The sequence below is a fragment of the Cellulomonas sp. NPDC058312 genome, from assembly GCF_042880135.1.
Classification (GTDB): Bacteria; Actinomycetota; Actinomycetes; order Actinomycetales; family Cellulomonadaceae; genus Cellulomonas.
The window spans coordinates 161,894-182,287 of the sequence record NZ_JBHVZE010000002.1 but is presented as its reverse complement, the minus strand read 5'-3'; the positions used below and the strand labels follow the sequence as shown (position 1 = coordinate 182,287).

Below are 20,394 nucleotides of genomic sequence, written 5' to 3'. Positions count from 1 at the left end.
GGCCGGACGATGACGGAGGCGGGGACGGGCACCTGGCCCGCGCGCGTGCTGCGCTGGCTCCGGGCGGGCTACCCGACGGGCGTGCCGCAGCAGGACTACGTCGTGCTGCTGGGGCTGCTGCGGCGGAGCCTCACGGACGCCGAGGTGCACCAGATCGCCGGTGACCTGGCGGTGCTCGCCAGCCGCGGGGCGCAGATCACCACGAGCGACGTGGAGCGCCTGGTCGGAGAGGCGACGCTCGACGCGGCGTCCGAGGAGGACGTGGCGCGCGTGTCCGCGCACCTGGCGCGCGGCGGGTGGCCGCTGGCCGGGCCGGGAGCCTGACCGACCCGCGTCACGCCGGCGCGAGCTCGCGGACCAGCACCACGCTGTCGTACGTCTTGCCCGGCCAGCGGATGAGATCGCGCTCCGCGAACCCCCAGCGTCGGTAGAGGTCGAGCAGGTCGGCCGCGGGCGCCGCCGTGTCGACGCCGACCGCCGTCACGCCCTCCTCGACCGCGTGCGCCAGGGCAGCCTCGAGGAGCCGGCGGGCGTGCCCCTGCCCGCGGTGCTCCGGGGCCACCGCCATCTGGTTCAGCCAGGCCCGCCCGGGCGCCGCGGCCTCGGCGGTGAGGCCCTGCAGGAACGTCGCCGGCGGCAGGGACAGCGTCAGCGTGGCGACCGGGGCGTCGCCGTCGGCGAGCAGCCAGGTCGGCCCCGCCGCCGCGCGCCACCGGGTCAGCTCGACGTCCTGGGTCGCCGCCGTGAAGTTCAGGCCGCGCTCGGCGAGCCCGGCGTACGACCGGTGCAGCAGGTCCGTCAGCGCCTCGGCGTCGGACGGGGCGTAGGCGCGCAGGTCGAGGGGCACGGGCGCCACGGTACCGACGCGGAGCAGCACGCCGTCCCGAGCGCCGTCCCGAATGCGGTCAGGCCCCCGGGGCTCCGCCGTCGAGCACGAACCGCACCGTGCGCTCCGGCACCGACGCCGCGTCGAGCCGCACCCGCACGTCCGTGCCGAGGGGCAGCGCCGCGCCGGCGAGGCGCCCGCGCACCGGGGGCTCGCGCAGCTGCACGACGCCGCTGTCGCCGTCGTCGCGCACGTCGACGACCACGCCGTCGAACTCCTCGCCGACCCGGTCGCCGAGCAGCGCCGCCTCGACCAGGTCGACGCACCCGCGGTCGTACGCCGAGGCCCGCCGGTCCCCCGCCGCCATCAGCCCGGGCAGGTCGGGCAGGGCCTCGCGCGCCCAGGTCGGGATCTCGGTGCCGGCGGACGCGGCGACGCACACCTCGCCCACGAACCGGTCGACCAGCCGGCGCAGCGGCGCCGTCGTGTGCGCGTAGGGCGCGGCGATCGCGGCGTGCAGCGGCTGCTCCGGGGGCACGCCGTCGAACGCCACGTACGCGGCGCCGCGCAGCAGCGTGGTGGCCTCGGTGAGCAGCGCGGCGTGCGCGGGGACCGCGGCATCGAGCCCCCGGACGACCGCGGCGTGGTCGGCGCCCTCCGGCCAGGGCACACCCAGCGCCCGCGCGGTGGACCGCAGGCGCTCGACGTCGCGCGGGTCGGCGGGCGGGAGCGTGCGCAGGACGCCGACCCCCGCGTCGAGCATGATCCGCGCGGCGCAGGTGCCCGTCAGCAGCGAGATCTGGGCGTTCCACTCCTCGACCGGCAGGGTGGCGCGGCTGGTGAGCGTCCACCGTCCACGGGCGTCGACCTCGACGACCTGCTCGGGCGTGGGGAGCGTGAGCCCGCCCCGGGCGACCTCGGCGGCCTGCCGGAGCCGCCCGACCGCCCGCAGCAGCACGAGCACGTCGTCGGCGGTGCCGTCGTCGAGCGCCCGCTGCGCGCCCTCGTAGGTGAGCTGCGCGCGGCTGCGGACGGTGGCACGCACGACGCGGACGTCGGTGGGCGCGCCGTCGGCGTCGAGGTCGACCTCCCAGACCAGGGCGGGCGCGTCCTGGCCCGGCAGCAGGCTGGCGGCGCCCTCGGACAGCCGCGGCGGGTGCAGGGGCGTCCGGCCGTCGGGCGCGTACAGCGTGACGACCCGGCGGCGCGCCTCGGCGTCGACCGCCCCGCCCGGGCGCACCCAGGCGGCGACGTCCGCGATGGCGTACCGCACGCGGTAGCCGGCACCGCGGCGCTCCAGGTGCACGGCCTGGTCGAGGTCGCGGGAGCCCTCGGGGTCGATCGTCACGAACGGGACGTCGGTGGCGTCCACGCGCTCGGCCGCACCCGCGGGCCCAGGTGCCGGACCGGCGGCGAGCACGGCGTCGACCTCCGCCAGCACCTCGGCCGGGAACGCCGCCGGGACGTCGAGCTCGGCACGCAGGGCGTCGAGTCCCGCGCGGACCGCGGCATCGACCCGGCGGGCGTCGTCGGCGGCGGTGGGTGCGGGGCGGAGGCGGACGTGACGTCGGGGCACGCGGCGAGCCTAGGGCGGGACGCGGGCGGGCGCCGGGTGGATGCACCGGAGCCGGTGCGCTCACCCCGGCTCGTGCAGCCCGCCCTCGAACGCGACCACGAGGTCGAGGTCGGTCACCGCCCCGGGGCCGCGACCGCGCCGAGTCCCTGGAGCTCCAGCACCGCGGACCGGATCGCCGCCGCCGGCACCGCGCCGCCGTCCGCGAGCGCCGCCGCCACGACGGGCGGGACGTCGGGGTCGGAGCACAGCACGACCGGGGCGTCGGCGGCCGAGGTGGGCAGCCGCCCGTGGGTGCCCGCGACTCGCGCCGGGTCGAGCGGCGTCGTCGACATCGCGTACCGCAGCCCGAGCTTCTTCTTCACCAGGTTGAGCCCGGCGCGGGCCTTGGCGGCACCGTCGGCGAAGAACAGCTCGGCGGGGTCGTAGCCGGGCTTGCGGTGGATGTCGACGCCGCGCGCGTAGTCCGGGGCCCGGTCGTCGTCGAGCCAGAAGGAGTAGGTGAACCAGGCGCCGGGCTCGGCGACCACGACGAGCTCGCCGGAGCGGTCGTGGTCGAGCCCGTACCGGGCCTGCGCGGCGCGGTCGAGCACCTCGTCGACGCCCGGGACGCCGCGGAGCAGGGCGGCGACCCGCGGGATGTCGTCGGGGTCGGCGACGTAGACGTGCGCGACCTGGTGGTCGGCGACGGCGAACGCGCGGGAGGTCCAGGGGTCGAGCTGCTCGCCGTTCGCCTGGGTGTAGACGTGCAGCAGCCCCTCCTCGCGGAGCAGCCGGTTGAGGTGCACCGGGCGGGAGGCGGCCTCGATGCCGTACTCCGACACGGCGAGCACGGTGACGCCACGGGCCTCGGCGTCGTCGAGCAGCGGCGTGAGCGCCCGGTCGAGGGCGGCGGCCGCGGCGTCGGCGCGCGGGTCGAGCGGGCCGAACCGCTGCAGGTCGTAGTCGAGGTGCGGGACGTAGGCCATCGTCAGGTCGGTGGGCCGGGTCGCCATGAGGTGCCGGGTGGCGGCCACGATCCACTCCGTCGACGCGATCGACGCCGTGGGCCCCCAGTACTGGAACAGGGGGAACGCCCCGAGCCGGTCGACGAGCTCGTCGTGCAGGGCCGGCGGGCGCACGTAGGCGTCCGGCGACTTGCGTCCGTCCGCGTGGTAGACGGGCCGCGGGGTCACGGTGACGTCCGTGGACATGCCCATCGCGTACCACCAGCAGACGTTGGCGGCGGTGTACGTCGGATCGGCCCGGCGGGCGGTCTCCCAGACCTTCTCCCCCGCGACCAGGCGGTTGTGCTGCCGCCACAGGTGCACCTCGCCGAGCTCGCGGAAGTACCAGCCGTTGCCGACGACGCCGTGCCCAGACGGCGCGAGCCCGGTGAGCATCGTCGACTGCACGGAGCAGGTCACGGCGGGCAGGACGGTGCGCAGGCCCGCGCGCCAGCCGCCGTCGGCCAGGCGGGCCAGCCGCGGCATGTGCGCGAGGGCGCGCGGGGTGAGCCCGACGACGTCGAGCAGGAGCAGGGGCCTCATGCGGTCCTCCGGACGGTCGGGGGGTGGAGGTCGTCGTCGCTGTCGTCCTCGGCTCCCCACCACGAGGCGAGGTCGAGGTGGTCGGCCGCCCACCGGACCTCGGCGGCGATGCCGGCCACGAGGTCGTCGGCGGCGCGGGCCGCGAGGTCGTCGGGCAGCACGGCCCAGGTGTAGGTCTCGACGTCCAGGTGCGCGGCGTCGCCGTGCGGCCCGCGCAGGACGGCGGTGACGGCGTCGCGCAGCACGTCGGTGGTGGCGGACAGCGGCGCCGCCGGGCGGGCGTGCAGCGGGACGTGCACGTGCACCCGCCACGGACCGGCGCCCGGCAGCCCGGTGCGGGCGTCGAGGGCGTCGGGCAGGTCGTCCGCCGGGTGGACGGTCCCCCCGCTGCGCTCGCGCACCTGGTGCAGGTACCGCGGCTCGGCGAACCGGGCCACGGCGGCGCGCGCGACCGGGTCGGCGGGGTCGTCGACGTGCAGCGCCGCGGACGCCTGCACCTTCACCACCCGCAGGCCCGCCTGCCGGATGCGGCGGACGGCAGCCACGGGGTCGGCGAACGACACCGCCAGGTGGCAGGTGTCCAGGCAGACGCCGACGTGCTCGGGGTCGATCTGGCCCGCGCCCGTGCCGAGCCGGGGCTCGAGCCAGCCGACCACGTCGGCGACGGTGTCGAGGACGCAGCCGGGCTCGGGCTCGACGGCCAGCCGCACGGTGCGGCCCGTGCGCGCGGCCAGGTCGCGCAGGCCCGCCGACACCGACGCCAGCGCCGCCGTCGCGGCCGCGTCGTCCGTGGCGGTCCACGGCTCGCGCCAGGCGAGCGGCAGGGTCGAGATGGACCCGTCGACGCCGTCGGGCAGCAGGTCGGCGAGCACCTCGGCGCACGCGAGCGTGTAGGCGGCGCGCGCGGGGTCCGCCCAGGTCGGCGAGTACACCGCGTGCTTCACGACCTCCGCGTGGAAGCCGCCGTACGGGAACGCGTTGAGCGTGTGGACGGTCAGCCGGTGCGCCGCCAGCGCGGTGCGCAGCCGGTCCCGGTCGGCGGGGCTCGCGGCGAGCCGGTGCGCGAGGTCCGCGGGCAGCCACAGGCCGACGCCCAGCGTGTCCAGCCCGGCGGCCTGCCGCACCGGTCCGGCGTACCGGTCGAGCTGGTCGAGCACGCCGTCGAGGTCCTCGGCGGGGTGGACGTTGGTGCAGTAGGACAGCGGCATGGTCATGCGCGCACCCCGCGCAGCACGGACGAGCCCTCGAACGTGGCCGGGGCGGGCGGGGCCTGCGCCACGAAGCCGGGGACGGGGTCGAGCACCAGGTTGCCGGACTGGCCGTAGAACTCCACCGGGTTCCGCCACAGCACCCGGTCGACGTCGTCCTCGGTGAAGCCCTGCTCGAGCATCGTCACGCCGGTCCGCCAGGTCTTCAGCGGGTCGGACCGGCCCCAGTCGGCCGCGGAGTTCACCAGCACCCGCTCGGTGCCGTACTCGCGCAGGATCGCCACCATGCGGTGCTCGTCCATCTTCGTGTCCGGGTAGATCGAGAACCCGGCCCACGCACCCGCGTCCCGGACGGCGGCGACCGTCGTCTCGTTGAGGTGGTCGACGAGCACGTGCTCCGGGGGCAGGCCCGACTCCCGGACGACGTCGAGGGTCCGGCGGGTGCCGGCCTGCTTGTCCCGGTGCGGGGTGTGCACGAGCACCGGGAGCCCGGCGTCCCGCGCCATCGCGAGCTGCCGCGTGAACGCCTCGTCCTCGGCCGGGGTCATGGCGTCGTAGCCGACCTCCCCGACCGCCACGACGCCATCCTTCGCCAGGTACCGCGGGACCACGTCGAGCACCTCGGCGCACCGCGGGTCGTTCGCCTCCTTCGGGTTCAGGGCGATCGTCGCGTGGTGCCGGATCCCGAACTGCGCCGCCCGGAACCGCTCCCAGCCGAGCAGGGCGTCGAAGTAGTCGACGAACGAGCCGACGCCGGTGCGCGGCTGCCCGAGCCAGAACGCCGGCTCGACGACGGCGCGCACGCCCGCGGCGTACATGGCCTCGTAGTCGTCGGTGGTGCGGCTGGTCATGTGGATGTGCGGGTCGAGGATGCGCATCAGGACTCCTGGGGGTGGGCGGTGGTCGAGGGGGCGGCGCCGATCCGCGCGAGGTCGGCGGGGACGGCCCGGCCGGCGGCGCGGCGTTCGGCGGCGAGGTCGGTGGCCATGCGCGCGAGCTCGTCGTCGGCGCGGTCGTCCAGGCCGGCGACGGCGTCGAGGCTGGTCTGCTGGAACACGAGCTTGATGACGGCGTGCCGCCAGGCGTGCTGGTCGAGGTGGGCGGCGGCGAACGGTCCGACGGCCGCGGCGACGAGCGCGGTGTCGTTGGCGCGCAGGGCGTCGGCGGCGAGCGCGCGCCCGGCGGCGACGACGGGTGCGGGCACGGCGGCGCCGGTGCAGGTGAGGGCGTCGAGGCCGCGCAGGACCCCGCGTCGTTCGGTCGCGTCGCCGTCCTGGTAGAGCGTCACGAGCGCGTCGGCGAGGGCCTGCGGGTCGTCGGCGAGGGCGTGGGCGACGGCGAGCACCAGGGCGGCGCGGGCGGCGTCGTCCTGGGTGCCGTGCACGGTTCCGGCCGGGTCCTCGTCGGGCCGCAGCGCCGCGCGTCCGACGCGGCGTCCGGCGAGCGGGAGGAGCCGCCCGGCGGCGCCCGGGTCGTGGCGCACCTCGAGCAGGGCATCGGCGAGCCAGCCGGTCGGTGGTGCGGTCGCGGCGGCCACCACGGCGGGCGGGCCGGACGGGCCGGCGCCGGGTCGGGGGGTGCGGGGTGCGGACGACGTCGTCGGCGTCACGGTGACCTCCGGGTTCAGGGGGTGGGGACGGGGTCCGGGGTGGGGACGGAGCCGGGCCGGTCGGACCGGTCGGACCGGTCGGTCCAGGCGCGGTGGATCGCGGTCCGGGCGGCGCGGACCTGGCGGGGTGCGTCCCAGGAGTGCCGGGGCAGCTCGACGCCGACGATCCCGGTGTAGCCGGGGAGCGCCGCGAGCGCGCCGAGCGCCTCCGGCAGGTCGAGGTCGCCCTCGCCGAAGGGCAGGTGCTCGTGGTGCGTGCGCGGCATGTCGTCGATCTGGACGTGCGCGAGGTGGGGTCCGGCGGCGGCGAGGGCGCCGGTGACGCCGCCGGGCTCGACGACGAGGCAGTGCCCGATGTCGACGGTGAGCCCGAGCGCGGTGGGCGCGCCGAGGTCGGCGTGCAGGCGCAGGGCGTCGTCGACGGTCTCGACGAGCATCCCGGGCTCGGGCTCCAGCGCGAGGCGCACGCCGTGGTCGGCGGCGTGGGTGACGAGCGCGGGCAGCCGGTCGCGCAGACGGCCTGCTCCGGTGGCGTGCGTGGTGCCGGGTTCGAGGACGCCGGAGAACAGCTGGACGGTGTCGGCGCCGAGGGCGGCGGCGACCTCGACGGCGCGGCGCAGGTAGCGGATCCGGGGGCCGGCGTCGGCGTCGACGAGGGCCGGTGCGTGCTTGCGGCGGGGGTCGAGCAGGTACCGGGTACCGGTCTCGACGGCGACGCGCATCCCGCGGCCGTCGTGGGCGCGGGCCAGCCGGTGGCGCAGGGCGGCGAGCTCGGCCGGGGTGGCCCCGGGGCCGAGGTGCGGGAACCCGAGGGTGAGGGCGACGGCGTCGTAGCCCTCGTCCTCGAGCAGGTCGAGGGCGGCGGGCAGGGGGTGGTCGCCGAGCCCGTTGGTCCCGTACCCGAGCGCGAACGGGAGCGCGGGGTGCCTCATGTCTCGCTCACCGCCCGGTGCCCGGCGGCGCGACGGAGCAGGGTCCCGGTGAGGGCGACCGCGCCGAGGGCGACGGCGGCGCGCGGGTGACCCGCGCGGGCGGCGACGGCGGCCTGGAGCGGCACCATCGCCCGGATCCCGGCGCCGGTGGCGGCGCGGGCGCGGGCGGCGACGGGCTCGCGCGCGGCGACCACCTGGGCGGGGAGGGTCGCGGCGAGGTACGCCGTGAGCGCGAGCCCGGTGGCGACCGCCGCGCCGGCGGGCGCCGTCCTGCGGGACGCCCCGACCAGCCCGCTCACCGCGACCGTCCCGGCGGCGACGGCGGTGGCGACAGCCCGGCTGGTCCCGTGCACCTCGCCGCGGGACAGCGCGGTGACCCCGGCGGTGTGCGCGGCCAGGGCCGCGGCGGCGGGCGCGGCGGCGCGCAGGTGCCCGACGCCGGCGCCGAGCAGGACGTCGAGCCCGCGGCACGCCGCCATCGCCGCGGGCCCGGCGGGGGTGTCCTTGAGGCGCGCGTCGTAGAGCCAGATGCTCGCGGCGAGCGGCACCGCGACGGCCAGCGCCCGGTGCCCGCCCCCGGCGGCGGCGAGCGCGAGGCCGGTGGCGCCGAGGGTCCCGGCGACCGCGAGGGCGCGCCCGGCGCTGATCCGCCCGGACGGGACGGGGCGCTCGGGTCGCTCGACGGCGTCCAGGTCTCGGTCGGCCCAGTCGTTGAGCGCCATCCCCCCGGCGTAGAGGCACGCGGACGCGGCGGGCAGGAGCGCACGCCGGGCGGTGGCGGGGTGCCCGGCCCGGGCGGCACCGGCGACGGTGTCCCCGAGCACGGTCAGGACGGCGGGGGCGCGGACGAGCTCGAGGTGGTCGCGCAGCCGGGCTCGCGCCCCGTCGGCCGTCGTCACGCCGCCCCGAGCCGGACGGCCCACCGCACGAGCTGGTCGGCCTGGTCGGCGGCCGCGTGCCGGTCGGAGCCCCAGGGGTCCTTGAAGAAGTACCCGAGCTCGGGCACGACCCCGGCGACCCCGGCGGCGTGCGCGAGGGCGAGCAGCCGCGCGAGGTCGAGGACCATCGGCGCGGCGAGCATCGAGTCGTGCGCGCTCCACGTCGTCTGGAGGGTGATCCGCGAGCCGAGGAACCCGCGGGCGTGCACGTGGTCCCAGGCGACCTTGACGTCCCCGAGGTCGGGCACGTGGTCGATGTGCAGGGGCGTGACCTCGGACCCGGTGAGGTCGCGCAGCCCGCGGGTCTTGGACGCGAGCTTGGACCGCACGGCCTCGGGGTCGGCGAGGGTCGCGCCGTCCCCGCCGCCGAGCAGGTTGGTGCCGGCCCACGACAGGACCCGCAGCCCGCGGTCGGTGAACGCCGGCGCGAGGACCGTCCGCAGCCACGTCTGCCCGGTCTTGCCGTCCTGCCCGGCGACGGGCACGCCCCGGTCGCGGGCGAGCGCCTGGAGCGCGGGCAGCCCCATCCCGGCCGACGGCGTGAAGCCCGCGTAGGGGGCCCCGGCGAGCAGGGCGGCCCAGGCGGTGACCGCGGACGGCGGGAGCACGACCCGGTCGGATTCCTCCAGGGCGGCGAGCAGGGCGTCGGGGTCGTCGTGCTCGGGCACGTGCTCGGCGATCGGCTCCGTCGACGACACGTCGACGACGACGACCCGCGCGAGGTCGTGCCGGTCGGCGAACCCGGTGATGTCGGCGGCGAGCCGGCGGGCGACGTCGGCCTGGGACTCGCCGGGGGCGAGCAGCCCGCGGTGCCCGGGGCGGATCTCGGCGTCCGCGGCGTCGAGCGTGTGCGCGGTGGCGGCGAGCAGCGGGGCGGGGACCATCCCGGCGTCGACGAGCGCCTCGGCGTGCTTGGTTAGGGACACGTCGGACACGTCGTGGCCGCCGACCACCAGGTCGTCCCAGGCGGGCAGCCCGAGCCCGGCGAACGGTGGCGCGGCGGTGACGCAGCCCTCGGCGGTCGCGTGCCCCTGGGCGAGCGCGGCCAGCCCGAGCGCGGCGGTCGTGCCGACGGACCCCCGGGCGCCGACGAGCCACAGGCCGGTGCGGTGGCCGGTCACGCGTCCCCCTTCGTGCTGAACGCCGCGTCGAACGCGGCGTCGGGGGCGTCGAACGCGAGCCGCCGGACGAACGCGAGCGCCTCGGGCGCGCCGACGAGGCGGTCCATCCCGGCGTCCTCCCACTCGACGGAGATCGGCCCGGTGTACCCGATGGTGTTGAGCGTGCGGAACGCGTCCTCCCAGGGCACGTCGCCGTGGCCGGTGGAGATGAAGTCCCAGCCGCGGCGCGGGTCGGCCCACGCGAGGTGCGAGCCGAGCCGGCCGTTGCGGCCGTTGGCCATCCGCTTCTTCGTGTCCTTGCAGTCGACGTGGTAGATCCGGTCGCGGAAGTCCCAGAGGAAGCCGACGGGGTCGAGGTCCTGCCAGACCATGTGGCTGGGGTCCCAGTTGAGCCCGAACGCCTCGCGGTGGCCGATCGCCTCGAGGGTGCGCACGGTCGTCCAGTAGTCGTAGGCGATCTCGCTGGGGTGCACCTCGTGGGCGAACCGCACCCCGACCTCGTCGAACACGTCGAGGATCGGGTTCCACCGGTCGGCGAAGTCCTGGTAGCCGGCGTCGATCGCCGCCGCGGACACGGGCGGGAACATCGCGACGTACTTCCAGATCGACGACCCGGTGAAGCCGACGACGGTGTCGACGCCGAGCCTCGCGGCGAGCCGGGCGGTGTGCTGCATCTCCTGGGCGGCGCGCTGCCGGACGCCCTCGGGGTCGCCGTCGCCCCACACGACGTCGGACAGGATGTCGCGGTGCCGCTGGTCGATCGGGTCGTCGCAGACGGCCTGGCCCTTGAGGTGGTTGGAGATCGCCCAGACCTTCAGGCCGTGCTTCTCCAGGATGTCGAGGCGGCTCTGCACGTAGGCGTCGTCGTCCCAGCGCCAGGGGTCGAGGTGGTCGCCCCAGCAGGCGATCTCGAGGCCGTCGTAGCCCCAGCCGGCGGCGAGCCGGGCGACCTCCTCGAACGGCAGGTCGGCCCACTGGCCGGTGAACAGGGTGATCGGGCGTGCCATGTCGGTCTCCTCGTCGAGAACGGTGGGGGTCTGCTCCCCGCAGGTCGATGATGCGGGGTCGGTCGGGGCGCGGGCGGTCAGGTCACGGCGTCGCCCCCCGGGCGGCCAGCGCGGCGGCGACCGCGTCGTCGAGCTCGCGCTGCCGGCGGACCGTGCGCCGCCGGCGCGCACGGACCCGCAGCACCACGAGGGCGACGAGCAGGGCCAGGACGGCGAGCGCGACCCACGGCACCGCCCAGTCGGCGCCGCTGGCGACGACGCCGGGCACCCCCGGGGCGGCGGCCGCGTCGGTGGCGCCGGGCAGGGCCACGACGGTGCCGCCGAGGGCGACGCTGGCGGTCGCCCGGACGAGGGGCCAGACGCCGTCGACGACGACGCTGCGCTCGACGGACGCACCGGGGATCAGCTCGGGGACGTCGACGGCCGCGGCACGCACCCCGCCGAGGCCGAGCAGGCCGGCGACCTCGACCTCCTCGGCGGGGGCGATGCGCGCGTTGCCCGTGTTGGTGACGGTGAACGTGACGGTCGCGCTGCCGGGCACGACGGGGTTCGCGCCGGCGCGGTAGTCGACGTCGACGCCCGACACGAGCAGCGCGGGGGCGAGGTCGCCGCCGACGCGCACGTGCATGCGTGAGCCGAGCCGGCGGTCGACGCTGACGCCCGCGGCGTTCTCGACGAGCAGGGTGGACACGACGCCCGCGGCGTAGTCGCCGGGCTGGGCGTCGGCGGGCACGGTGAGGGTGAACGGCACCTCGACGCTCGCGCCGGGCTCGACGACCACCTGCGGGCTGGCGACCTCGACCCACGCGCCGAGGGCGGTGGACTGCTCCCCCGCCTCGAGCAGGTCGAGGGTGCCGTCCGGGGTGAGGAAGCCGTCCGCGGCGTACACGTCGAGCGCGAGGGGGGCGTCGCCCTTGTTGGTCAGGACGATCGCGTCGGTGAGGGTGCCGCCGGGCGGCAGGGAGTAGGCGAAGTTCGGGCGCTCGGCGCCGTGCACGGTGTCGGCCGGGCGCACGCCCCAGGAGACCTGGGTGGCGGCCGCGGCGGGCGGCGGCTCGACGGCGGCGGGCGCGGCGGCAGCAGCGGCGGGCACAGCGGCGGCGGCCGGCGCGGCGCCCAGCGCGAGGGCGGCCAGCACGGCGAGGACGGCGGGGACGCGGGACGTCGGGGTCACGACGGGACACCTCTCGTGCGGGGCTGAGCGGGGTGGAGCCTGGGTGGAACGGGCGGAGCGGGTGGTGCCCCACCCCCGCGCGCCGGGACGAGGACCGGCGCGCGGGGGCGGGACGGGGGTGCTAGCTGAGCGCGGTGAGCGTCAGCGTCGCGGTGTAGGTGCCCGACGGGGCGTCGAGCGGGAGCTGCAGGTCGAGGTCCGCGCCGACGAGGGACGAGCCGCGGGCGTGCCCGGTCTCGGCCTCGGCGAGGGTGCGGGCGACGGACAGACCGTCCCCGGACTCGAACCCGGACGGCACGGCGGGCCCGGCGACGGCGTCGCCGCCGTTCTCGAGCACCTCCGGGGTCCAGCCCAGGTACTTCGACGACAGCGTCTGGCCGCCGGCGACGAAGTCGCTGACCTGCGCGGTGACCGACCACTCCGGGTCGCCCGCCCGGGTGTCCTGCACCCGGACCGGGACGATCTCGCCGGTGGCCTGGTACCGGTCCTCGAGCTCCTCGGCCACGCCGAGGTTCACGAGGCCGGACGAGCCCTCCAGCGACCACGTGAGCTCGCCGGCGCGCTGCTCCGGGACGGTGACGGCGAGCGACTGGTCGCCCTCCGCCACGGTGCCCGGCGCCTCGCCGGTGTGGTCGCCCTCGACGGCGCCGGCGGTGTTGCCCGGTCCGAACGCCGCGACCGGGTCGTTCTCGGCGAGCCGGATCGTGCCGAGGACGGTCGTGCCGGCCACCCGCAGGTTCGCGGTGTTGCCGGTGAGCACGAGGTCGCCGCCGACGGTGTTGCCCCAGGTGTCCGCGGCGCCGTCGGGGGTGGACCCGATGAGGACGTCGCGGCTGCTGCCGGTGACCGACAGCGAGCCCTGGACGACGGCGCCGGCGACGGTGGTGCCGTAGCCGGAGTCGCCGAGCGCGACGTCGCCGCCGACGCCGGTCTGCAGCAGGTCGACGTAGGTCGCGGCCTGCGTGGTCAGCCCGCCGGTGATGTCCGAGCCGGTGATCTCCACGTCGAGACCGCCGGCCGCGACGCTGCCGCCGACCTCGAGGTCGTTGAGGTAGAGGAACCCGACCCGGGACCCCGTGGTGTAGGCGCTGACGTCCCCGCCGACCCGGGTGCCGTCGAGCAGCACCCCGTACGGGTCGGTGGCGACGACGTCGCCGGTGACGGTGACCGAGGTGGCGTCGAGCCAGCCGTCGGCGCCGACGGTGATGCTGCCCTCGACGGTGGCGCCCGCGAGGACGCACTCGGCGCCCGCGGGGACCACGAGGTCACCGGTGATCGTCTGGTCGCCGAGGTCGCCGGTGCAGTCGGTCGACGCGGCCTGGGCGACGGTCGCCCCGAGCGTGACGAGCCCGAACGCCCCGACGAGTGCCGCCGGGACCGAGTAGATGCGCTTCATGGTCGTCTCCCTCTCAGCCGCGCAGGCCGGCGATGGCGTCGTAGCTGCGGTCGGCGTTGCCGAGCGAGTCCAGCGGGTTCGGCGGGACGGCGGTGCTGGCCGCGTTGTCCTGCTCGTAGAGCCCGAAGTGCTGGCCGCGGGTCCGCAGCTGGGACAGGAACTGCTGGTAGGGCAGGTCGCCGGCGCCGAACTCGATGATGTCGTAGCCGTTGGCGCTGGCCCCGTTGGCCTTGCCGTCCTTGAGGTGCAGCAGCGGGTAGCGCCGCGGGTTGCGCAGGATGTAGTCGACCGGCTCGAACCCCGGGTACTTGTGCTGCCCGACGTACGCCCAGTAGATGTCCATCTCCAGGTAGACCAGGTCCGGGTCGGTGTTGTCGTAGAACACGTCGTAGAGCCGGACCGACGGGTCGACCGGGTCGAACCGGAACTCGCCGTCGTGGTTGTGCTGGTAGAGCTTGAGCCCGGCAGCCTTGACCTGCGCGCCCCAGGCGTTCCACTCCTCCGCGGCGGCGAGGTAGCCCTCCTTCGTCGCGGTGTTCGTGGGGGCGTTGCCGGTGCCGAGGTGCGGCATCCCGAGCGTGTGCGCGATGGCGATCTGGTTGGCCAGGTCGGTGCGCAGCAGGTTGGTGCCGACGTGCGAGCCGACGGCCCGCAGGCCGTTGTCGTCGAGCAGGGTGCGGATCTCGGCCGGGGTGATGGCCCCGACGTTGCCCTGCGTGTAGCCGGCGAACTCCACCTCGGAGTACCCGATCCGGCCGAGCTCCTCGAACACGGCCCGGAAGCCCAGGGAGCTGACCTTGTCGCGGATCGTGTACAGCTGGATGCCGATGCGGTTGGCGGGGACCAGGCGGGTGCGCCCGGCTCCCGGTGCGGCGGCGGGCAGCGGGCCCGCGGCGCCCGCGGCGGAGGCGCCGAGGGCGGTCCCGACGCCCACGGCCACGGTAGAGGCGGCGAGCGCCTTCATCAGGGACCGCCGGCTCAGGGGCCGGTCGGGCAGGGACGGGTGCTGGTGCGTGTGCATGTCTCTCCTTCGAGACGGCCGGTCGGCCCGGGTCGGTGCTGCGTGGCCCCGACCCGGGCCGCCGGCGCGCGGTCAGCTGCGGACGGTGAGGGTGGTGCTGGTCGTGCTGCCGGCGACGCCGGCCGTGCCGCCGTAGGCGACGTCGACCTTGTAGGTGCCCTCGGGCAGGCGCCCGAGGGGGACGACGCTCGCGCCGGTGGCGTCGAGGGTCCCGGTGAGCGAGGCCACCACGGTGTTGTTGCGCTTGACCGTGACGGTGACGCCCCCGGTCGGGACGGCCCCGCCGGCGGAGACGACCTGCACCGTGGCCTTGGCGGCGACGGCCGGCTTCACCGGGTTCGGCGACACCGTGACGGTCGTGGTGGAGGTGGTGCGCGCGACCGTGAGCCGGACCGTGCCGGACGACGGCTTGAACACCTCGCCGCCGACGAAGGACGCGGTCACCGTGTGGGTGCCCACCGCCAGCGTCGGGTCGAGCGCGACGTCGACGGTGCCGCCCGCGAGGGTGCCCCGGCCGACCTCCGTCTCGCCCACGGTCAGGACGACCTCGCCCTCGGCGGTGCGGTCCCCCGCGCCGACGGCGACGGTGACCACGCCGGGGGCGCCGTACGGCACCCGGGCCGCGGCGACGGTCGCCGTGGTCGTGGTGTCGACGGTGGGCTCCTCGGGGGCGTCCAGGTCGATGGTGAACGCGACCTGACCGACCTCGGAGACGTGCCCGCCGGTGTCGGTGGCCCGGTACCGCAGGTCGTACGTGCCGCTCTCGGAGAACGTCACGCCGTACTGCTGGTTCGCGGCCAGGTTGACCCAGGTGGTGCCGCCGTCGCGCGAGTACTGCACGCTGGCGAGCGCCCCGTCGTCGGCGGCCTGGACGGAGAACCGCACGGGCACCGTGTAGACGCCGCCGGCGCCGGTGGGCGCCGCCGGGGCCAGGGTGTGCGCCACGGTCGGGGCGGTGACGTCGGCGACGCCGGGGCCCGTCATGGTGAGCGCGTCGAGGGCGAGCTCGTCCGCCGAGGTGACGAACAGGCTGCCGGTGCCCTCGGGGGCGTCGAACGTGACCGGCACGTCCTTCCAGCCCCCGCCCGCCGGGATGGTGGCGGTCGCGAACGGTGCCGCGTCCACCGCGCCCCAGCGCAGCTGGACCTGCCCGCCGCCGTTGGCCCGGACGACCGCGCCCTCGATGCCGGCGAAGTTCACCGTGTCGAACCGGACGAAGTCGCCCCCGCCGAGCCCGCGGACGGCGTTGCCGGCCAGCGCGGTCTCGTCGGCGTAGACCGTGACGCCCTGGCGGGCGGCGTGCTCGGCCTGCTGCTCGCGCGGGTTGAGCCGCACGGTGGCCTCACCGGTCGCCGCCGGCAGGCCGTTGGCGCCGGCGTCGCGGTACGTCACCACGACCGCGCCGTACAGCAGCGCGCCCGGGCCGTGCTCCGGCGAGTTGGGGTCGGTCTTCCACGCGCCCTTGCAGCCCGTGCCCGAGACCTCGGGGTGGGCGTGCTCGTCGTGGCCGAGGCCGTAGGTCCACGCGACGCGGCTGCAGTCGGTGGTGGTGCCGTCCTCGGCGTCCTGCGTGGTCACCTGGAACGGGATGGCGTCGCCCCAGGAGAAGAACCCGCCGTTCGCCGGGTAGGCCACGGTGACCTCGGGCGCCTGGTTGCCGACGGAGATGACCTCGGAGGTCAGCGTGAACTTGCCCTCCGGGTCGGTGACCTTGAGCCGGGCGGTGTAGGCGGCGAGCGCCGTGTACGTGTGCTCGGCCTCGACCCCGGTGGCGTCGAAGGTGCCGTCGCCGTCGAAGTCCCACTCGTAGGTCAGCGCGCCCTCCTCGGGGTCGGCCGACGCACTCGCGTCGAACGCCACGGTGAGCGGCGCGGACGACGACGACGTCGGCGTCGCGGTGAACGCGGCGCGGGGCGCCTTGTTGCCCTCGGCGTAGGCGATGCGGTGCAGCCCGGCGTCGGGGTTCGCGCGGAAGAAGCCGTCGCCGTAGTCGAGGACGTACATCGACCCGTCGGGGCCGAACTCGATGTCCATCGGGTTGTCGATTGGGGGCCAGCCCTCGGCCGTGATCGCGGCGTTCGGCGTCACGTCCTCGATGTGCGTGACCTCGAAGGTGTCCCAGTCGACCGTGAAGGCCGCGATGTAGTCCTGGGAGAACTCGCCGAAGAACGCCTTGCCGTCCCAGTACTCCGGGAACGCGTCCGGGCCGGCGTCGGCGGGCCGGTGGTAGACCGGGCCGCCCATCGGGCCCTGGCCGGTGCCGGTGCCGAAGGTCACGAGCTCGTCCCACGGCTGGTCACCCGGGTTGTCGCCGTAGTACAGCGTGGCGGGCCGCGCCGGGGGCAGGTCGACGAGGCCGGTGTTCCACCGGGACTCGTTCTTCAGCGCGGCCGGGTCGAAGAACGCCCCGGGCGTGCCCGTGGCGAAGTCCCAGTCGTTGTAGGCGAAGTTGTCGCCCGTGACGAACGGCCAGCCGGAGTTGTGCGGGTCGTCGAGGCCGACCACGTTCCACTCGACCAGGCCCATCGGCCCGCGGCCCGCGGTCGCCGCGACGGCGGACGTGGCGTCCGGGCCGTAGTCGCCCCAGGACAGCGAGTTCGTCTCCGGGTCGACGTCCAGCTTGAACGGGTTCCGCACGCCCATCACGAAGATCTCGGGGCGGGTGCCCTCGGTGCCCTCCGGGAACAGGTTCCCCTCGGGGACCGTGTACGAGCCGTCCGCCTCGACGTGGATCCGCAGGATCTTGCCGCGCAGGTCGTTGGTGTTGCCGGCGCCGCGGCGGGAGTCGAAGCCCGGGTTCATGCCGGGGGCGTCGTTGTTCGGCGCGAAGCCGTTGGCGCCCGGCGTGCCCGCGGGCGTGTTGTCGCCCGTGCCCAGGTACAGGTTGCCCTCGGCGTCCCAGTCGAAGTCGGCGCCCACGTGGCAGCACTGCCCGCGCTGGACCTCGACGTCGAGGATCTGCTGCTCCGAGGCGAGGTCCAGGCCGTCACCGGTCCACTGGAACCGCGACAGCCGGTTCACGCCCTTCCACTGGTCCCAGTAGGACTCGTCCTGCCCGGCGGGCAGCGTGTTCGGCGCGGAGCCCGCGGGGGTCGACCCCGGGGGCGCGTAGACGAGGTAGACCCAGTTGTTCTCCTCGAAGTCCGGGTCGATGCCGATCGACTGCAGGCCGTCCTCGGAGTTCGCGTACACCGGGATGGTGTTCGTGATCCGGGTCACGCCCGTGGTCGGGTCGGTGAGGCGGACGTCGCCGTTGCGCGCGGTGTGCAGCACGCGGCCGTCCGGGAGGACCGCGAGGTCCAGCGGCTCGCCGACGTCCTTCGTCAGCGTCGTCTTCTCGTAGTTGCCCCAGTCCAGCGCGGCCTGCGCGCCGGGCTCGGCCCCGTGGTCCACGCCGTCGTGGGCCACCACGGGTCCGGCGCCGAGCGCCAGCCCCGTCACGGTGAGCACACCGGCGAGGGTGAAAGCCACCGTTCTCCTGCCGCGGTGCGACCGCGGCTCGATACGCTTCATGGGTGATGCAGCTCCTCTGGAGTGTCGTCGCAGAGGTCGGGTCTCTCGTCGTCCCCACGGTGCCGGGACCCGACCTCCTCACGTGACCGGCGCCGTTGCCGGTCGGTCGCGCAGGTCCTCACCTCCTCCCCCTCGAGCGGTGCGCGGCGATCTGTCGGATGCGTGCGTGGGTGGTGCGGGTCGTGCGGCTCGCCGGTCAGGCGAGCGGCACCCAGCGGCTGTCGTCGGCCGCGCTGCGCTCGACCGCGTCGAGCACGCGCTGGACGGCGAGGCCGTCGGCGAACGACGGCGTCGGCTGCTCGCCCGCCGCGATGGCCCCGACGAGGTCGACGACCTGGTGCGTGAACGCGTGCTCGTAGCCCAGGCCGTGGCCGGCGGGCCACCACTGCGCGACGTACGCGTGCTGCGGCTCGGTGACGACGATCCGCCGGAACCCCGCGACGGCGGCGTCCTCGGTGGCGTCGTAGAAGTGCAGGACGTTCATGTCCTCGAAGTCGAACGACAGCGACCCGCGCTCGCCGTTCACCTCGAGGCGGATGGCGTTCTTGCGGCCCGTGGCGAACCGGGTCGCCTCGAACACGCCGAGCCCTCCGCCGGACAGCCGCGCCAGGAACACCGCGGCGTCGTCGACGGTGACGGGCCCGGTGCCGGTGCCGCCGGTGCCGTGCAGCCCGGCGAACGCGGCCGCGACGGGCCGTTCGTGCACGAACGTCTCCAGCACGGCGGACACCCCGGTCAGGCGCTCACCGGTGATGAACTGCGCGAGGTCGACGGCGTGCGAGCCGATGTCGCCCAGCGCGCCGGACCCCGCGGCCTGCTTGTCGAGCCGCCAGGACAGCGGCGCCTGCGGGTCGGCCAGCCAGTCCTGGAGGTACTGCACGCGCACGTGCCGGACGGTCCCGATCCGGCCGTCGGCGACGAGCTGCCGGGCGAGCTGCACGGCCGGCACCCGCCGGTACGTGTAGCCGACCATCGAACGGACTCCGCGGGCTGCGGCGGACTCGGCCGCGGCGACCATCGCCTCGGCCTCGGCGATCGTGTTGGCCAGCGGCTTCTCGCACAGGACGTGCTTGCCCGCCTCGAGCGCGGCGACCGCGATCTCGGCGTGCGTGTGGCCGGGGGTGCACACGTCGACCAGGTCGACGTCGTCCCGCGCGACCAGCTCCTGCCACGACGTGACGGAGTCCTGCCAGCCGAGCCGGTCGGCGGCGGTCTTCACCGCCGAGGCGTCCCGGCCGCCGAGCACCCGCATCACGGGCGTGCGCGGCAGGTCGAAGAACCGGGGGGCGGTGCGCCACGCCTGGGAGTGCGCGGCGCCCATGAACGCGTACCCCACCATGCCGACGCCCAGGGTGTCCCGGGGACCGGCGGTCGTCTCGTCCATCGTGGGTCCTCTCGTGAGGGGCGCGGGGGCCGGCCGGTCGAGGACCGGACCCCCGCGCCGCGGCGGATCAGGACTCGAAGGCCGAGTCGATGTACTGGTCGACGTTGTCCGCGGTGACCACCGGCGCGAACAGCTGCACCGTGCGCGGCACGCCCGACGACGCGAGGTCGGCCAGCGACTTCTCGTGCGCCACGAGGCGCGCGAGCCGGATGCCGTCCGCCGCCTGCGTCGACGGGTAGACGACCGTCGCCTGGAGCACGGAGTCGCCGGACTGGATCTCCCGCATCACGTTCGCCGAGCCGGCGCCGCCGACCATGAAGAACTCGTCGCGCCCGGCGTTCTCGATCGCCGCCAGGACGCCGACGCCCTGGTCGTCGTCGTGGTTCCAGATCGCGTCGATCTGCGGCGCGGCCTGCAGCAGGTTCGCGGCCGCCTGCTCGCCGCCCTGGACCGTGAAGTCCGCGGCCACGCGGTTGCTCACCTCGAGCCCGCAGCCCTCGAGCGCGTCGGCGAAGCCCTGGCTGCGGTCCTGGGTGAGCGGCAGCGAGTCGATGCCGGCGATCTCCGCGACCACGGCGTCGGGGTTGTCGCCGAGCTCCTCGCACAGGTACGTGCCGGCGGAGACGCCCATGCCGTAGTTGTCGCCGAGCACGGTCGCGCGGGACGCGAACGGGCTGGAGAACTCGCGGTCGACGTTGATGACCGGGATGCCGGCCTCCATCGCCCGGGTCGCGACGTCGGTCAGCGCGCCGCCGTCGAACGGCAGCAGGACGATCGCGTCGACGCCGTCGTTGATGAACTGCTCGATCTGGCTGATCTGCAGGTTGACGTCGTTGGTGCCCTCCGCGACGCGGAGCTCGACGTCCTCGTACTTCTCGGCCTCGGCCTGGGCGGCCGTGGTGATCGCGCCCATCCAGCCGTGGTCGGCGGCGGGGGCCGAGAAGCCGATGACGACCGTGTCGCCCGGCTCGTCGTTGTCCGAGACGGCGACCGGAGCGGCGTCCGAACCACCCTCGTCCTCCTCGGCGGGGGCGTTGGAGGTGCACGCGGTGAGGAACGCGGCGACCGACAGCACGGCGACGGCGGCGTAGCCGCGACGACGGCGCGAGGTCAGGGATGCGGACATGGGATCTCCTTCGACGATGTCCTACGGGGCGGGCGGT

General features: G+C 75.9%; 17 protein-coding genes. 1 reads left to right on the top strand and 16 read right to left on the bottom strand.

Translation table 11 applies throughout. The features are described 5' to 3' along the window. Positions 1 to 9 precede the first annotated feature (9 nt). The gene (locus ACFVXN_RS05160) at positions 10 to 324 is read left to right on the top strand and encodes a DUF3349 domain-containing protein (RefSeq protein WP_389228352.1); all 315 of its coding nucleotides are present in this window, start codon (positions 10 to 12) and stop codon (positions 322 to 324) included. A 10-nt stretch (positions 325 to 334) separates the two neighbouring features. Here ACFVXN_RS05160 and ACFVXN_RS05155 read toward each other — a convergent pair whose 3' ends face one another. The 16 genes from ACFVXN_RS05155 to ACFVXN_RS05080 form a co-directional block, all read right to left on the bottom strand. Beyond that, positions 335 to 847: a GNAT family N-acetyltransferase gene (locus tag ACFVXN_RS05155; protein ID WP_389228349.1), complete on the bottom strand. Its 513-nt coding sequence runs from the start codon at positions 845 to 847 to the stop codon at positions 335 to 337. A 58-nt stretch (positions 848 to 905) separates the two neighbouring features. Then, entirely contained in the window at positions 906 to 2,402 is a 1,497-nt protein-coding gene (locus ACFVXN_RS05150; protein WP_389228346.1) for an RNB domain-containing ribonuclease, read from the bottom strand. A 113-nt stretch (positions 2,403 to 2,515) separates the two neighbouring features. Then, the gene (locus ACFVXN_RS05145; RefSeq protein WP_389228343.1) at positions 2,516 to 3,928 is read right to left on the bottom strand and encodes an alkaline phosphatase family protein; all 1,413 of its coding nucleotides are present in this window, start codon (positions 3,926 to 3,928) and stop codon (positions 2,516 to 2,518) included. Next, the gene (gene eboE / locus ACFVXN_RS05140) at positions 3,925 to 5,142 is read right to left on the bottom strand and encodes a metabolite traffic protein EboE (protein ID WP_389228340.1); all 1,218 of its coding nucleotides are present in this window, start codon (positions 5,140 to 5,142) and stop codon (positions 3,925 to 3,927) included. Before eboE ends, ACFVXN_RS05145 begins: the two co-directional genes overlap by 4 nt. Next, a complete protein-coding gene (locus tag ACFVXN_RS05135; protein ID WP_389228337.1) occupies positions 5,139 to 6,014 on the bottom strand; it encodes a TatD family hydrolase in 876 nt (291 codons plus the stop codon). Before ACFVXN_RS05135 ends, eboE begins: the two co-directional genes overlap by 4 nt. Further along, positions 6,014 to 6,745 carry an EboA domain-containing protein gene (locus ACFVXN_RS05130; RefSeq protein WP_389228334.1) on the bottom strand — a complete coding sequence of 244 codons (732 nt, stop codon included), beginning with the start codon at positions 6,743 to 6,745 and terminating at the stop codon, positions 6,014 to 6,016. Before ACFVXN_RS05130 ends, ACFVXN_RS05135 begins: the two co-directional genes overlap by 1 nt. Before the next feature lie 14 nt (positions 6,746 to 6,759). Next, positions 6,760 to 7,677: a sugar phosphate isomerase/epimerase family protein gene (locus ACFVXN_RS05125; RefSeq protein ID WP_389228331.1), complete on the bottom strand. Its 918-nt coding sequence runs from the start codon at positions 7,675 to 7,677 to the stop codon at positions 6,760 to 6,762. Next, the gene (locus tag ACFVXN_RS05120) at positions 7,674 to 8,576 is read right to left on the bottom strand and encodes an SCO3242 family prenyltransferase (RefSeq protein ID WP_389228328.1); all 903 of its coding nucleotides are present in this window, start codon (positions 8,574 to 8,576) and stop codon (positions 7,674 to 7,676) included. Before ACFVXN_RS05120 ends, ACFVXN_RS05125 begins: the two co-directional genes overlap by 4 nt. Beyond that, positions 8,573 to 9,736 carry an inositol-3-phosphate synthase gene (locus ACFVXN_RS05115; RefSeq protein WP_389228325.1) on the bottom strand — a complete coding sequence of 388 codons (1,164 nt, stop codon included), beginning with the start codon at positions 9,734 to 9,736 and terminating at the stop codon, positions 8,573 to 8,575. Before ACFVXN_RS05115 ends, ACFVXN_RS05120 begins: the two co-directional genes overlap by 4 nt. Then, positions 9,733 to 10,743, bottom strand: coding sequence for a sugar phosphate isomerase/epimerase family protein (locus tag ACFVXN_RS05110; protein ID WP_389228322.1), 1,011 nt, complete (start codon positions 10,741 to 10,743; stop codon positions 9,733 to 9,735). Before ACFVXN_RS05110 ends, ACFVXN_RS05115 begins: the two co-directional genes overlap by 4 nt. Before the next feature lie 82 nt (positions 10,744 to 10,825). After that, the gene (locus ACFVXN_RS05105) at positions 10,826 to 11,917 is read right to left on the bottom strand and encodes a DUF916 domain-containing protein (protein WP_389228319.1); all 1,092 of its coding nucleotides are present in this window, start codon (positions 11,915 to 11,917) and stop codon (positions 10,826 to 10,828) included. Between the two features lie 121 nt (positions 11,918 to 12,038). Beyond that, positions 12,039 to 13,313 (bottom strand): hypothetical protein, encoded by a 1,275-nt coding sequence (locus ACFVXN_RS05100; RefSeq protein ID WP_389228316.1) that lies wholly within the window; start codon positions 13,311 to 13,313, stop codon positions 12,039 to 12,041. 13 nt (positions 13,314 to 13,326) lie between these two features. Beyond that, complete coding sequence (locus ACFVXN_RS05095) at positions 13,327 to 14,334, bottom strand: sugar phosphate isomerase/epimerase family protein (protein WP_389228313.1); 1,008 nt, start codon at positions 14,332 to 14,334, stop codon at positions 13,327 to 13,329. Positions 14,335 to 14,406: 72 nt separating this feature from the next. Then, positions 14,407 to 17,805, bottom strand: a complete 3,399-nt coding sequence (locus ACFVXN_RS05090; protein WP_389228310.1) for a PQQ-dependent sugar dehydrogenase — start codon at positions 17,803 to 17,805, stop codon at positions 14,407 to 14,409. Between the two features lie 238 nt (positions 17,806 to 18,043). After that, positions 18,044 to 19,231, bottom strand: a complete 1,188-nt coding sequence (locus ACFVXN_RS05085) for a Gfo/Idh/MocA family protein (RefSeq protein ID WP_389228307.1) — start codon at positions 19,229 to 19,231, stop codon at positions 18,044 to 18,046. Between the two features lie 67 nt (positions 19,232 to 19,298). Further along, complete coding sequence (locus ACFVXN_RS05080; RefSeq protein WP_389228303.1) at positions 19,299 to 20,357, bottom strand: substrate-binding domain-containing protein; 1,059 nt, start codon at positions 20,355 to 20,357, stop codon at positions 19,299 to 19,301. Between the last annotated feature and the right edge of the window lie 37 nt (positions 20,358 to 20,394).